13 protein-coding genes are annotated in these 13,079 nt (G+C 72.1%); 6 read left to right on the top strand and 7 right to left on the bottom strand.

The window, feature by feature from the left end; all coding sequences use genetic code 11:
• Positions 1-50: 50 nt before the first annotated feature.
• Genes O7543_RS07470 through O7543_RS07455 form a run of 4 tightly spaced genes read left to right on the top strand, consistent with a single transcriptional unit; the run spans position 51 to position 4,248 of the window.
• Positions 51-929, top strand: a complete 879-nt coding sequence (locus O7543_RS07470) for a maleylpyruvate isomerase N-terminal domain-containing protein (protein WP_281554517.1) — start codon at positions 51-53, stop codon at positions 927-929.
• Between the two features lie 52 nt (positions 930-981).
• Positions 982-1,431, top strand: a complete 450-nt coding sequence (locus O7543_RS07465) for a helix-turn-helix transcriptional regulator (protein WP_281554518.1) — start codon at positions 982-984, stop codon at positions 1,429-1,431.
• A gap of 5 nt (positions 1,432-1,436) precedes the next feature.
• Positions 1,437-1,847, top strand: coding sequence for a VOC family protein (locus tag O7543_RS07460; RefSeq protein ID WP_281554519.1), 411 nt, complete (start codon positions 1,437-1,439; stop codon positions 1,845-1,847).
• A gap of 13 nt (positions 1,848-1,860) precedes the next feature.
• Positions 1,861-4,248, top strand: a complete 2,388-nt coding sequence (locus O7543_RS07455; RefSeq protein WP_281554520.1) for an excinuclease ABC subunit UvrA — start codon at positions 1,861-1,863, stop codon at positions 4,246-4,248.
• On the opposite strand, the gene O7543_RS07450 is transcribed toward O7543_RS07455, so the two are convergent.
• The 6 genes from O7543_RS07450 to O7543_RS07425 are packed head-to-tail and all read right to left on the bottom strand — an operon-like array spanning position 4,233 to position 8,972.
• Positions 4,233-5,024, bottom strand: a complete 792-nt coding sequence (locus O7543_RS07450) for an urease accessory protein UreD (RefSeq protein WP_281554521.1) — start codon at positions 5,022-5,024, stop codon at positions 4,233-4,235. The genes O7543_RS07455 and O7543_RS07450 overlap by 16 nt on opposite strands.
• Entirely contained in the window at positions 5,024-5,782 is a 759-nt protein-coding gene (gene ureG, locus O7543_RS07445; protein ID WP_348650085.1) for an urease accessory protein UreG, read from the bottom strand. The genes O7543_RS07450 and ureG overlap by 1 nt, the downstream gene beginning before the upstream one ends.
• Positions 5,772-6,458 carry an urease accessory UreF family protein gene (locus O7543_RS07440; RefSeq protein ID WP_281567361.1) on the bottom strand — a complete coding sequence of 229 codons (687 nt, stop codon included), beginning with the start codon at positions 6,456-6,458 and terminating at the stop codon, positions 5,772-5,774. The genes ureG and O7543_RS07440 overlap by 11 nt, the downstream gene beginning before the upstream one ends.
• Before the next feature lie 41 nt (positions 6,459-6,499).
• A complete protein-coding gene (locus O7543_RS07435) occupies positions 6,500-8,236 on the bottom strand; it encodes an urease subunit alpha (RefSeq protein ID WP_281554523.1) in 1,737 nt (578 codons plus the stop codon).
• The gene (locus O7543_RS07430; RefSeq protein ID WP_281554524.1) at positions 8,233-8,661 is read right to left on the bottom strand and encodes an urease subunit beta; all 429 of its coding nucleotides are present in this window, start codon (positions 8,659-8,661) and stop codon (positions 8,233-8,235) included. Before O7543_RS07430 ends, O7543_RS07435 begins: the two co-directional genes overlap by 4 nt.
• Before the next feature lie 8 nt (positions 8,662-8,669).
• The gene (locus O7543_RS07425; RefSeq protein ID WP_123601150.1) at positions 8,670-8,972 is read right to left on the bottom strand and encodes an urease subunit gamma; all 303 of its coding nucleotides are present in this window, start codon (positions 8,970-8,972) and stop codon (positions 8,670-8,672) included.
• Positions 8,973-9,223: 251 nt separating this feature from the next.
• On the opposite strand from O7543_RS07425, the gene O7543_RS07420 reads away from it, so the two are divergent.
• On the top strand, positions 9,224-9,835 hold the full coding sequence (locus O7543_RS07420; protein WP_281554525.1) for a YdeI/OmpD-associated family protein: 612 nt from the start codon (positions 9,224-9,226) through the stop codon (positions 9,833-9,835).
• A gap of 36 nt (positions 9,836-9,871) precedes the next feature.
• On the opposite strand, the gene O7543_RS07415 is transcribed toward O7543_RS07420, so the two are convergent.
• Entirely contained in the window at positions 9,872-11,107 is a 1,236-nt protein-coding gene (locus tag O7543_RS07415) for a cation:proton antiporter (RefSeq protein WP_281554526.1), read from the bottom strand.
• Between the two features lie 150 nt (positions 11,108-11,257).
• On the opposite strand from O7543_RS07415, the gene aspS reads away from it, so the two are divergent.
• Positions 11,258-13,078, top strand: a complete 1,821-nt coding sequence (gene aspS, locus O7543_RS07410) for an aspartate--tRNA ligase (protein ID WP_281554527.1) — start codon at positions 11,258-11,260, stop codon at positions 13,076-13,078.
• The last annotated feature ends 1 nt before the right edge of the window (position 13,079 follow it).

The raw sequence follows: 13,079 nt of genomic DNA, 5'->3' as shown, positions 1-13,079 counted from the left end.
CGCGCAACGTCAAGGAACACTGTCGACGCAGCCGGTGCCACGATCACCGGATGAGTTTCGTTGTGCCCGTTGACCGCTGGACCCTGGCCCGTACGGCGTTGAGTGTCCTCACCGACCGATTCCAATCACTGCTGACAGTCGACAGTCAGCCGAAGGCGATGGCGACCCGCGACTGGACGGTGTCGGACACCGCCGCGCACGTGGTGAGCATCGCGATGCTGTACGTCACCCTCGTCGAGGGTGACGAGCCGCCGCTGCAGATCCCCGACATCCGCGCGGCCCTGTCCGCCGCGAACGTCGACACCGTCGCCGACGTCAACGACCATGTGCTGCGGCACTTCACCGAACGCGACCCGGCTCGCCTCGCCGAACTGCTCGGCGAGGCGACCGACGCGATTCTCGCGGCGACCGCCCAGCTGCCGCCGGAAAGGACCGTCCAGTGGCTGGGCGACGCGCGGGTGCCGATCGCCGGCATGGTGGCACACCTGGTCAACGAGCTGCTGGTGCACGGCTGGGACATCGCCCGGGTGTTGCGCCGCCCCTGGTCGATGCCCGACGACTACGCGTCGCTGTACTTCGACCAGTTCTTTCTCGGGATGCTGCACCACGACTACGGCGTCCTGCTGGACACCTCGCGGGCAATGCCGAAACGGCCGATCGCGGTGCAGTTCCGTTCTGCGTACACCCCGACCGCGACCGTCGTGCTCGGTGACGGACGGATCCGGCTCGCCCCACCGGACGACCCGGTCGACGTCCGGCTGCGGTTCCGTCCGGCCCGGTTCAACCTGATGCTGTTCGGTCGGACCGGCACCGCCGTCGCCGCTCTGCGTCGCGACGTCGTCGTCGGAGGGCCGCGGCCGTGGCGCCTGCCCGCCTTCCTACGTGTCGTTCACATGCCGAACGCACGCTACGCTCCCGCCGCACCGTAGGTTGGGCCGCGCCGGGCGGGAAGTGCCGACGGGGTGTGGCAGCATCGCCCGGGTGACCGGCAGTGCGAGGCAGGAGCAGCACCTGGGCGACCTGGCGCGGCTGCGCCGGGTGCGCGACCGGATCGACCGGGAGTACGCCCGGCCACTCGACGTCGAGGCCCTGGCCCGTGGCGTGCACATGTCGGCCGGGCACCTCAGCCGCGAGTTTCGGCGCGCCTACGGCGAGTCGCCGTACGCGTACCTGATGACCCGGCGCATCGAACGCGCGATGGCGCTGCTGCGCCGGGGTGACCTGAGCATCACCGACGTCTGTTTCGCGGTCGGCTGCGCGTCGCTGGGCACCTTCAGCACCCGGTTCACCGAACTGGTCGGCGTCCCGCCCAGCGTCTACCGGCGCCGGGCCGGCTCCGCCCGCCCGGAGATGCCCGCCTGCCTGGCAAAACAGGTAACCAGACCGATCAGGAATCGAGAAGCGCGGGTTCCGGCGGCGCAACTAGCGTGACCGGCATGGACATCACGATTCACTCCAGCTTCCTGCCGCACGCCGACGCCGACGCCGCGCTGGCCTTCTGGCGCGACCTGCTCGGCTTCGAGCTGCGCCTGGACGTCGGCTACGACGGGATGCGCTGGCTCACCGTCGGCCCGGTCGACCAGCCCGGCACCGCGATCGTGCTGCACCCGCCGGGTGTCGACCCCGGCATCACCGACGACGAGCGCCGTACGATCACCGAGATGATGGCCAAGGGCACCTACGCCGGCATCCTGTTGGCCACCAGCGACCTCGACGGGGTCTTCGAGCGGCTGCAGGCCGGCGACGCGGACATCGTCCAGGAGCCGACCGAGCAGCCGTACGGGGTCCGCGACTGTGCCGTGCGTGACCCCGCCGGCAACCTGATCCGCATCCAGCAGACTCGATAGGTAGGGATTCTCGATGAGCAGGGCCACCGCCTCGGGGGAGCGGCCGTCCACCCCGCACCCCGCCGACAGTCACGACCTGATCCGGGTGCACGGCGCGCGGGTCAACAACCTCAAGGACGTCAGCGTCGAGATCCCGAAACGCCGGCTGACGGTGTTCACCGGGGTCTCCGGTTCGGGCAAGAGCTCGCTGGTGTTCGGCACGGTCGCGGCCGAGTCGCAGCGCCTGATCAACGAGACGTACAGCGCCTTCGTGCAGGGGTTCATGCCGACGCTGGCCCGGCCCGAGGTCGACGTGCTCGATGGGCTGACCACGGCGATCATCGTCGACCAGGAGCGGATGGGCGGCGATCCGCGGTCCACGGTCGGCACCGCCACCGACGCCAACGCGATGCTGCGGATCCTGTTCAGCCGGCTCGGGCAGCCGTACGTCGGCCCGCCCAACGCGTTCTCCTTCAACCTGGCGTCGGTGCGGGCCAGCGGGGCGATAACCGTCGAACGCGGCGCCAGCAAGACCACGAAGCAGACCTTCACCCGGCTGGGCGGCATGTGCCCGCGCTGCGAGGGTCGGGGGTCGGTCACCGACTTCGACCTGACCGCGCTGTACGACGACAGCAAGTCGCTCAACGAGGGCGCGCTGACCATCCCCGGCTACAGCGTCGACGGCTGGTACGGGCGAATCTTCAGCGGCTGCGGTTTCTTCGACCCGGACAAGCCGATCCGCAGGTTCACCAAGTCGCAGCTGCACGACCTGCTGTACAAGGAGCCGACCCGGATCAAGGTCGACAACGTCAACGTGACGTACGAGGGTCTGATCCCGCGGATCCAGAAGTCGTTCCTGGCCAAGGACGTCGACGCGATGCAGCCGCACATCCGGGCGTTCGTGCAGCGGGCGATCACCTTCACCACCTGCCCGGACTGCGCCGGCACCCGGCTGAACGAGGCGGCCCGGTCGTCGAAGATCAACGGGATCAACATCGCCGACGCGTGCGCGATGCAGATCAGTGACCTCGCCGAGTGGGTCCAGGCGCTGGCCGAGCCGTCGGTCGCACCGCTGCTGACCGCGCTGCGGCACACCCTCGACTCGTTCGTGGAGATCGGCCTCGGCTACCTCTCGCTGGACCGCCCGGCGGGCACCCTGTCCGGCGGTGAGGCGCAGCGCACCAAGATGATCCGGCATCTCGGGTCGTCGTTGACCGACGTCACCTACGTCTTCGACGAGCCGACCATCGGGCTGCACCCGCACGACATCGCCCGGATGAACAACCTGCTGCTGCGGCTGCGGGACAAGGGCAATACGGTGCTGGTCGTCGAGCACAAGCCGGAGACGATCGCGATCGCCGACCACGTCGTCGACCTCGGCCCCGGTGCCGGCACCGCCGGCGGCGAGGTGATGTTCGAAGGCACCGTGGACGGGCTGCGGGCCAGCGTCACCGTCACCGGCCGCCACCTCGACGACCGGGCCAACCTGAAGAAGTCGGTCCGCGAGCCCACCGGCGCGCTGGAGATCCGTGGCGCGAACGCCAACAATCTGCGCGACGTCGACGTCGACATCCCGCTCGGTGTGCTGGTCGTGGTGACCGGGGTCGCCGGCTCCGGCAAGAGTTCGCTGCTGCACGGGTCGATCCCGGCCGACGCGGGGGCGGTGTCGATCGACCAGACCGGTATCCGAGGCTCTCGGCGCAGCAACCCGGCGACGTACACCGGGCTGCTCGACCCGATCCGCAAGGCGTTCGCGAAGGCCAACGGGGTCAAGCCGGCGCTGTTCAGCGCCAACTCCGAGGGCGCCTGCCCGACCTGCAACGGTGCCGGGGTCATCTACACCGACCTGGCGATGATGGCCGGCGTCGCCACCGTCTGCGAGGACTGCCAGGGCCGGCGGTTCCAGGCGGCGGTGCTGGAGTACCAGCTCGGCGGCCGGGACATCAGCGAGGTGCTGGCGATGTCGGTGGCCGAGGCCGAGGAGTTCTTCGCGTCCGGCGACGCCCGCACCCCGGCCGCGCACGCCGTCCTGCGTCGGCTCGCCGACGTCGGGCTCGGCTACCTCACCCTCGGCCAGCCGCTCACCACCCTGTCCGGCGGCGAGCGGCAGCGGCTGAAACTGGCCACCCACATGGCGGAGAAGGGCGGCGTCTACGTTCTCGACGAGCCGACCACCGGCCTGCACCTGGCCGACGTCGAGCAGTTGCTCGGCCTGCTCGACCGGCTGGTCGACGCCGGGAAGTCGGTGATCGTCATCGAGCACCACCAGGCGGTCATGGCACACGCCGACTGGATCATCGATCTGGGGCCGGGTGCCGGTCACGACGGTGGTCGGATCGTCTTCGAGGGCACCCCGGCCGACCTGGTCGCGGCCCGTTCGACGCTGACCGGTGAGCACCTCGCCGCCTACGTCGGCGGCTGAGCCCCGGCCCGGTCCGGTTCGGCTCGGTCGGGTTCGGCCCGGTCGAGTTCGGCGCGGACGCCGCGGGCGGTCGGGCCGGTCGCGGTGACCAGCACCGCCGGCCCGCCGGCCAGCGGCAGCCGGGCCGCGCCGGGGCCGAGCGGGCCGGCCGCCGGGGGCCCACCGGCTGCCCACTCCGGCCGGACCACCAGCACCGAACCGGTCGCCTTCGCCCCGGCGAGCACCGCCGGCCCGGCCCAGCCGTCGGCGCGCGGCCCCACCGCCAGGTCGGTACGCAGCACCGTGCGGCCCGCGTACCGGACGGTGGTGTCGATCCGGGCGTCGCCGGACGGCTCACCGTCGCGCCCGCAGACCAGCTCCTCCCGCCACACCACGGCCGCGCCGTCGGCCAGCTCCACCACCGACCGGGACAGGTGGTGGCAGCCGGCGGCGGCGATCAACGGCTCCGGCAGCCAGCGCAGCTCGCCGCCGGTCGCAACCCGGACCAGCATCTGCAGCGTCGACCGGCGGCCGTCAGGTCCGGGCAACGCCAGCGACGCCGCGACGGTACGCAGACACACTCGCGCCCCCGGCCCGACCTCGACGTCCAGCCGCAGGTCGTCGCCGCCGAGCGGGCCGGCCGCCGCGCCGACCAGGTGCACCTGGACTTCGCCGCCGTCGGCGGCCGCTGCCGGGCCGGTGCGGCGCAGCACCAGCGGCGGCTCGCCGCGCAGGCAGACCAGCCGGGTCCGCCCGGCGGCGTCGACCTCGGCGACCAGCCGGGCGTGGGCCCGCATCAGCCGGCGACCTCCGCCGGTGTCTGGGCGCGGGCCCGGAGCAACCCCCGAATCCAGTCGGCCACCGGCGTCGCCGTGCGGTCCTGCACCAGCGACAGGAACACCGTCGGCAGCTCGCCCCGGCGGGCGGCGGCGTCGCGCTCCATCACCGACAGGTCGGCGTTGACCAGCGGCGCCAGGTCCGTCTTGTTGATCACCAGCAGGTCGGCGGTGCTCACCCCCGGCCCGCCCTTACGCGGCACCTTGTCGCCGCCGGCCACGTCGACCACGAAGATCTGCTGGTCGACCAGGCCCCGGCTGAACGTGGCGGTCAGGTTGTCCCCGCCACTTTCCACCAGCACCAGATCGAGGGTGCCCAACTGGTCGGACAGGTCCTCGATGGCGTCAAGGTTGGCGGAGATGTCGTCGCGGATCGCGGTGTGCGGGCAGCAGCCGGTCTCCACCGCCCGGACCCGCTCCGCCGGCAGGACGCCGTTGCGCAGCAGGAAGTCGGCGTCCTCGGTGGTGTAGATGTCGTTGGTGACCACGGCCAGCCGCAACTCGTCGGCGAGCGCCCGGCACAGCGCGGCGACCAGCGCGGTCTTGCCGGAGCCGACCGGCCCGCCGATGCCGATCCGCAGCGCGGGGGAGCCGTCCGGCAGCCGGGGCGGGTGCGGGTCGACCCCCGGATCGGGGTGGGTGTGCGGTACCTCCCCGTCGGTGTGCGCGTGCGGTTCGGCGGACCCGCCGTGGACGTGGGTGTGTGGTTCAGGACGCAAAGAGACGCACCTCCCAGGTGGCGTGGTGTTCGGCGTCGACCTCCGGGATCGGGGCCGAGCCGGCGGGCAGGTCGTCGACCGGCCGGTCGGCCAGGGCGGCCGCCCCGGCGGCGACCGCGTCGATGTCCGGCGCGAGCCGGGCCAGCAGGCCGTGCACCGCGTACGGGTCGAGGCCGAGCAGCCGCACGGCGGCGCTGGCCGGTCCGGTGACGGCGGTGTATGCGGCGGCCAGCGCCGCATCGGCCGGGCCGAGGCCGGCGGCGGCGGCGACCACGCCGAGCGCGACCGGCTGGTGGCGGTCCCGGGGGCCGCCCGCCGGCAGCGCCCAGATGCCCCGTCCGGCGCGCAGCAACGCCCGGCCCTGTGCCCGCGACGCGCGGCGCAGCGCGGGCGACGGGGTGCGGGCGTCGATACCGTCGTCGAGCGCGTCCAGCCGGCCGGCGGCTCCGGTCGCGGTGGCACCGTGGGCTGCCGCTGCGCTGGCCGTGGCAGCCGCAGCGAACGCGGCGGCGGTACGCCCACCGGTGGTGAGCCGGCCGGTCAGGTACGCCGCCACGCCGGCCAGGTCACGGACCCGGCCGGCGACGACGGCCGCCTCCAGCCCGCTGGAGTGGGCATGCCCGCCGGCCGGCAACCGGCCATCGGCCAGCACCAGCAGCGTGGCGAGCCCGCTCATCGGCGGGTCCGGGCGTGACACATCGTCATCATCGCCGGCGGTCAGAACAGGAAGTAGCGCTGCGCCATCGGCAGCTCCACCGCCGGAGCCGGCTCGATCGTCTCCCCGTCGATGCGTACCGTGAACGTGTCCGCGTCGATCTCGATCCGGGGGGTGGCGTCGTTCAGCGGCATGTCGGCCTTGCCCCGCCGCCGGGTGTCGGCGACCGGGGCGAGCCGGCGACGGATCCCGAGCCGGTCACCGAGCAGCGCGTCGATCGCAGCCGGCGCGACGAACGCCAGGCTGGTGGCGGCCGGCACGGTGCCGTACGCGCCGAACATGGGCCTCGGCAGCATCGGCTGCGGGGTCGGGATGGACGCGTTCGCGTCGCCCATCTGCGCCCAGGCGATCATGCCGCCCTTGATCACCAGATGCGGCCGTACGCCGAAGAACGCCGGATCCCACAGCACCAGGTCGGCCAGCTTGCCCGGCTCGACCGAGCCGACCTCGCCCTCGATGCCGTGCGCGACCGCCGGGCAGATCGTGTACTTGGCCACGTACCGTCGGGCCCGCATGTTGTCGGCCGGCCCGTCGCCGGGCAGCGCGCCACGGCGCGCCTTCATCACGTGCGCGGTCTGCCAGGTCCGCAGGATCACCTCGCCGACGCGCCCCATCGCCTGCGAGTCGGAGCCGATCATCGAGATGGCGCCGAGGTCGTGCAGGATGTCCTCGCCGGCCATCGTGCTGGGCCGGATCCGGCTCTCGGCGAACGCCAGGTCCTCCGGCACGCTCGGGTTCAGATGGTGGCAGACCATCAGCATGTCGAGGTGCTCGTCGAGGGTGTTGACGGTGTGCGGGCGGGTCGGGTTGGTCGACGACGGCAGCACGTTCGGCTCGGCGGCGACCCGCATGATGTCCGGCGCGTGCCCGCCGCCGGCCCCTTCGGTGTGGTACGCGTGGATCGACCGGCCGGCGATCGCGCCCAGGGTGGACTCCACGTACCCGGCTTCGTTGAGGGTGTCGGTGTGGATCGCCACCTGCACACCGGAGGCGTCGGCCACCCGCAGGCAGGCGTCGATCGCCGCCGGGGTGGTGCCCCAGTCCTCGTGCAGTTTGAACCCGCCGGCGCCGCCGCGCAGCTGCTCCCACATGGATTCTTCGCTGACCGTGTTGCCCTTGCCGAGCAGCAGCACGTTGACCGGCCACGGGTCGAGCGCGGCGAGCATCATGCCCAGGTGCCACGGGCCGGGGGTGACCGTGGTCGCTTTGCTGCCCTCGGCCGGCCCGGTGCCGCCGCCCATGATGGTGGTGACGCCGCTGGCCAGCGCTGTCTCCAGGATCTGCGGGCAGATCAGGTGTACGTGGCTGTCGATCGCCCCGGCGGTGAGGATCTTGCCGTTGCCGGCGATTATCTCGGTGCCCGGCCCGATCACCAGGTCGGGGTGCACCCCGTCCATCGTGTCCGGGTTGCCGGCCTTGCCGAGCGCGACGATCCGGCCGTCTCGGATGCCGACGTCGGCCTTGACGACGCCCCAGTGGTCGAGCACCACCGCGCCGGTGATCACCGTGTCGGGTGCCCCTTCGGCCCGGGTGGCCAGGGACTGGCCCATCGACTCGCGGATCACCTTCCCGCCGCCGAAGACCACCTCGTCGCCGTACGCCGGGGTGCCGTCGGCGCCGGGCGGCGCGCAGCGGTCCTCCTCGACCTCGATCAGCAGGTTGGTGTCCGCCAGCCGGATCCGGTCACCGGTGGTCGGGCCGAGCAGTGCGGCGTACCGCCGTCGGTCCAGGGTGCTCACGCCGTGCCTCCCGTCTCACCGGTGCCCGCCTGGTCGGCCGGGCGCCCGGTGCCCGTACCGCCGGCCGGGCCGCGCCCGTCCAGCTCGCCGCCGCATTCGCCGCGCAGCCCGGCGACGATCCGCCGACCGCCGAACGGCACCAGGGTGACCTCCCGGTCGACGCCGGGCTCGAAGCGCACCGAGGTTCCGGCCGGCACCGCCAGCCGGTGGCCCCACGCGGCGGACCGGTCGAAGTCCAGCGCCGGGTTGGCCTCGGCGAAGTGGTAGTGCGAGCCGACCTGCACCGGCCGGTCGCCAGTGTTGACGACCGGCAGGGTCAGCACCGGACGGCCGGGATGGAGGGTGACCGGCCCGTCGCCGGGGATCAGTTCACCGGGAACGACTGTGCCGCCGTCGGTGCCCGACGGCGTGGATGGTGCGCTCAATCTCGCTCCTAGGAGATCGGCTCGTGTACGGTGACCAGCTTCGTCCCGTCGGGGAAGGTGGCTTCCACCTGCACCTCGGGGAGCATCTCCGGCACTCCGTCGAGCACGTCCTCGCGGCCGAGCACGGTGCGCCCGGCCTCCATCAGCTCCGCCACGCTGCGGCCGTCCCGGGCACCCTCCAACAGGAAGGCGGTGATCACCGCGGTCGCCTCCGGGTGGTTGAGCCGGATGCCCCTCTCACGGCGCTTCCAGGCCACGTCGGCTGCGACGTGGATGAGCAGTCGCTCCTGCTCGTGCCGGGTGAGAAACAAGCCGGACCTCCATGAGCGATCGAGACCTGGGTCGTGCCAGATGCTGGCATTCTGACATTTCAATCACGTTACGTACGCGTATCCGCTGTCTGGGTGTCACCTGCTGTCCGGCCTGGTACGCACGGGTCGGCTCACCTGCGGCGACTTCGCAGGGCAGCCCGTCCGAAGTCCGGGTGCGATGCAACCAGGCAGGGTCGAGCCGGCCGAACGGGCGGAAGCTGCGGCCACGGCGTACCGGCTAGCCTGCCGTTATGGCAAGCGCCGAGTTGGACGAGTTGATCGTCGCGGACGCCGAGGCGTTGCGCGGGTGGTTGTCGGCCAACCACGGCACATCGCCCGGAGTGTGGCTCGCCCTGACCAGGAAGGGCGGCACAGTCACCACCCTGACCTGGCAGCAGGCGGTCGACGAGGCGCTGTGCTTCGGCTGGATCGATGGGCAGGCTCGGAAGCGGGATGAGCAGACTTCCTGGATCCGGTTCACCCCGCGCCGGACCCGCAGCTCCTGGTCACAGCGCAACGTCGCCCACGTGGCCCGGTTGGAGGCACAGGGGCGGATGATGCCGTCCGGCCGTGCTGCGGTGGACGCGGCGAAGGGAGACGGACGGTGGGCGGCCGCCTATGCGCCGCCTTCGGAAGCCGTGGTGCCGGCCGATCTGCTCGCTGCGATCGCCGCTGACCCCGCCGCCCAGGCAATGTTCGACGTACTCACCAGGACCAACCGTTTTGCCCTCATCAACCGGGTGATTGGCGTCAAACGGGCGCAGACCCGCGAGCGGAAGATCGGCGAGATCGTCGCCATGCTGGCCCGGCACGAAACGATCTACCCGCAGAGAGCCAGGCCGCCGCAGTCGGCCACGTCGTGATGGCCGTACGCGGTCCGGCGTGCCGCGACCCTGTCGTCAGTCTTCCGACGACTGATCCGGGCCGTGGCTGGTGTCGGCCCTTGGGCGCCGGAAGCGGTCGTGCCAGGCCGGCGTCTTCCGCTCGTCGTCGAACGCGTTGGCGATCACCACGTCGGTCGACGAGTGCAGCAGGATCGAGATCACGATGGTCAGGGCGACCAGGTGGAACACCTCGTCGGCGGCGTCGATGCCGGACTTGAGCACGATCAGGCCGTACACCACCGACGCGAAGCCCTTCGGCCCGAACCACATGGCCGCCGCCTGCTCCCGGGGTGCCAGGCCGGAGCGGACGAACGCGATCGCCAGCGCCACCGGCCGGGCGACGAAGATGGCCAGCACCGCGAAGACCCAGCCCGGCCAGGAGATCTCGCCGAGGAACTCGATCGAGATGAGCGCGCCGAAGACCAACAGCGCGGCGAGTTTGAGCAACTCGGAGACGCTTTCGCCGAAATGCTCGAACGCGGCCCGCTGACGCGGGCCGAAGGTGGCGATGGTGCTGCCGGCGGCGAACGCGGCCAGGAACAGGTTGCCGTGGGTGGCCTGCCCGAGCGCCAGTACCAGCAGGCCGATCGCCACCCCGTTGAGCGGCGCGTACAGGGCCGACGCGGAGAACCACCGGGTCCGTTCCAGGGCGATCGCCAGTGCGGGGACGGCGACTCCGATGGCCAGGCCGACGGCGAGTTCGGTGGCTAGCTCGTCGAGGTGCAGGTCGCCGGAGCCGGTGGCGATCGCCAGGAACAGGATCACGAACGGCAACGCGAGGCCGTCGTTGATCCCGGACTCGACGTTGAGCAGATGCCGCAGCCGGTACGGCACCTTCTCGTTGCCGACCAGCGCGGCGGCGAACACCGGGTCGGTCGGGGCCAGCACCGCGCCGATCAGCAGCGATTCCGCCCAGCCCAGCCCAGCCACGTAGTGGGCCAGCACCGCGGTGATCAACAGGGTGAGTGGCAGCCCCCAGCCCAGCGCCCGACCGGGCAGCCGCCAGGCGGAGCGCAGGTCCTGCCAGCCGACCCGCATCCCGTCGGTGAACAGCACGGCGAACAGCGCCAGCTCGGCGAGGGTGTTGACGATCGACGAGTCGGCCTGCACGTCCAGCACGCCGGTGGTCTGCGGCCCGAGTAGGAAGCCGGCCACCAGGAACAACGCCGCCGTGGACAGGATGGTGCGGTGGGCCAGCGCCGACACCAGCACGGCGAGTAGCAGTACGGCGGCGAAACTCAGCAGCAGCATGTGAACTCCGGGACCGGCGGCGAGCGGTGGTGATGGTGTCGGGCCCGGTGATGGTACGTGCCGGCGGGGTCGGGATCGGCGCGGACCGGTACCGGACGGGCTGACACAATGCGGAAGCAGTCCCGTACCCGCGATGAGGAGTTCCGTGCCGTGATTCGTACCCATGACGCCGGCGGCCTGCGCGCCACGCACGCCGGCACGACGGTGACGCTTGCCGGGTGGGTGGCCCGCCGGCGCGACCACGGCGGGGTCATCTTCGTCGACCTGCGCGACGCCTCCGGCGTGGCGCAGGTGGTGTTCCGCGAGGAGATGCAGCTGGCCCACGCACTGCGTAACGAGTTCTGCGTACGGGTGACCGGCGTCGTGGACCGTCGCCCGGAGGGCAACGACAACCCGGAGCTGGCCACCGGCGAGGTCGAGGTCACCGCGACCGAGCTGACCGTGCTGTCCGAGGCCGCGCCGCTGCCGCTGCCGATCGACGACCAGGTCGACGCCGGCGACGACGTGCGGCTGCGGTACCGCTACCTGGACCTGCGGCGTAGCGGTCCGGCCGGGGCGCTGCGGCTGCGGTCGCGGGCCAACCAGATCGCCCGTACGGTGCTGCACGACCGTGACTTCGTGGAGATCGAGACCCCGACGCTGACCCGGTCCACCCCGGAGGGGGCCCGCGACTTCCTGGTGCCGGTGCGGCTGCAGCCCGGCACCTGGTACGCCCTGCCGCAGTCGCCGCAGCTGTTCAAGCAGCTGCTGATGGTCGCCGGGATGGAGCGGTACTACCAGATCGCCCGCTGCTACCGCGACGAGGACTTCCGGGCCGACCGGCAGCCGGAGTTCACCCAGCTTGACATCGAGATGTCGTTCGTCACCCAGGACGACGTGATCGAGCTGGGCGAGTCGATCGTCGGCGCGCTGTGGCGGGAGCTGGCCGGGCACGAGATCACCGGGCCGGTGCCGCGGATCACCTGGCACGAGGCGATGGACCGGTACGGTTCCGACAAGCCGGACCTGCGCTACGGCGTGGAGCTGACCGAGCTGACCGGCTACCTGCGCGGCACGGCGTTCCGGGTGTTCGCCGGGGCGATCGACGCGGGCGGTTACGTCGGTGCGGTGGTGATGCCCGGCGGTGCCGCGCAGACCCGCAAGGAGCTGGACGGCTGGCAGGACTGGGCCAAGGCGCGCGGTGCGCGGGGCCTGGCGTACGTGGTGCTGGACGCCGAGACCGGCGGACCGCGCGGCCCGGTGGCGAAGAACCTGTCGGCCGAGCACCTGGGTGGGCTGGCCGACGCGGTCGGTGCCAAGCCCGGTGACGCGATCTTCTTCGCCGCCTCGACCAACCGGCGGGAGGCGCAGGAACTGCTCGGCGCCGCCCGGATCGAGATCGCCCGGCGGGCCAACCTGGTCGACGAGAGCGCGTGGGCGTTCTGCTGGGTGGTGGACGCGCCGATGTTCGAGCCGACGGAGGAGGGCGGCTGGACGGCGGTGCACCACCCGTTCACCTCGCCGACCGACGAGTGGCTGGACCGGTTCGACGGTGCACCCGGCGAGGCCCTGGCGTACGCGTACGACATCGTCTGCAACGGCAACGAGATCGGCGGCGGCTCGGTCCGTATCCACCGCGCCGACGTGCAGCGGCGGGTGTTCGACCTGCTGGGCATCAGCGAACAGGAGGCGGCCGACAAGTTCGGCTTCCTGCTGGAGGCGTTCAAGTACGGCCCGCCGCCGCACGGCGGCATCGCGTTCGGCTGGGACCGGATCTGCATGCTGCTGGCCGGCGTGGACTCGATCCGTGAGGTGATCGCGTTCCCGAAGACGCGCGGCGGGTTCGACCCGCTGACCCAGGCACCGACGCCGATCACCGCGCAGCAGCGCGCGGAGGCCGGGGTGGACGCCAAGCCGAAGCCGCCGGCCGGTGTCGCGCCGACCCCGGCCGCCGGTACGGCAGGGGTGGCCGCCCCGGTCGAACCCTCCTGAT

The sequence above is a fragment of the Solwaraspora sp. WMMA2080 genome (assembly GCF_027497395.1).
GTDB lineage: Bacteria > Actinomycetota > Actinomycetes > Mycobacteriales > Micromonosporaceae > Micromonospora_E.
The sequence above is the reverse complement of the archived record's forward strand: the minus strand, read 5'-3'. Positions and strand labels throughout refer to the sequence as shown.

Excerpts from the sequence above, each read along its gene's own strand:
- O7543_RS07420 (WP_281554525.1), top strand. The coding sequence starts at position 9,224 with ATGGCAAGCGCCGAGTTGGACGAGTTGATCGTCGCGGACGCCGAGGCG.
- O7543_RS07450 (WP_281554521.1), bottom strand. The coding sequence starts at position 5,024 with ATGCGGGCCCACGCCCGGCTGGTCGCCGAGGTCGACGCCGCCGGGCGG.
- O7543_RS07415 (WP_281554526.1), bottom strand. The coding sequence starts at position 11,107 with ATGCTGCTGCTGAGTTTCGCCGCCGTACTGCTACTCGCCGTGCTGGTG.
- O7543_RS07455 (WP_281554520.1), top strand. The coding sequence starts at position 1,861 with ATGAGCAGGGCCACCGCCTCGGGGGAGCGGCCGTCCACCCCGCACCCC.
- O7543_RS07460 (WP_281554519.1), top strand. The coding sequence starts at position 1,437 with ATGGACATCACGATTCACTCCAGCTTCCTGCCGCACGCCGACGCCGAC.
- O7543_RS07440 (WP_281567361.1), bottom strand. The coding sequence starts at position 6,458 with ATGAGCGGGCTCGCCACGCTGCTGGTGCTGGCCGATGGCCGGTTGCCG.
- O7543_RS07470 (WP_281554517.1), top strand. The coding sequence starts at position 51 with ATGAGTTTCGTTGTGCCCGTTGACCGCTGGACCCTGGCCCGTACGGCG.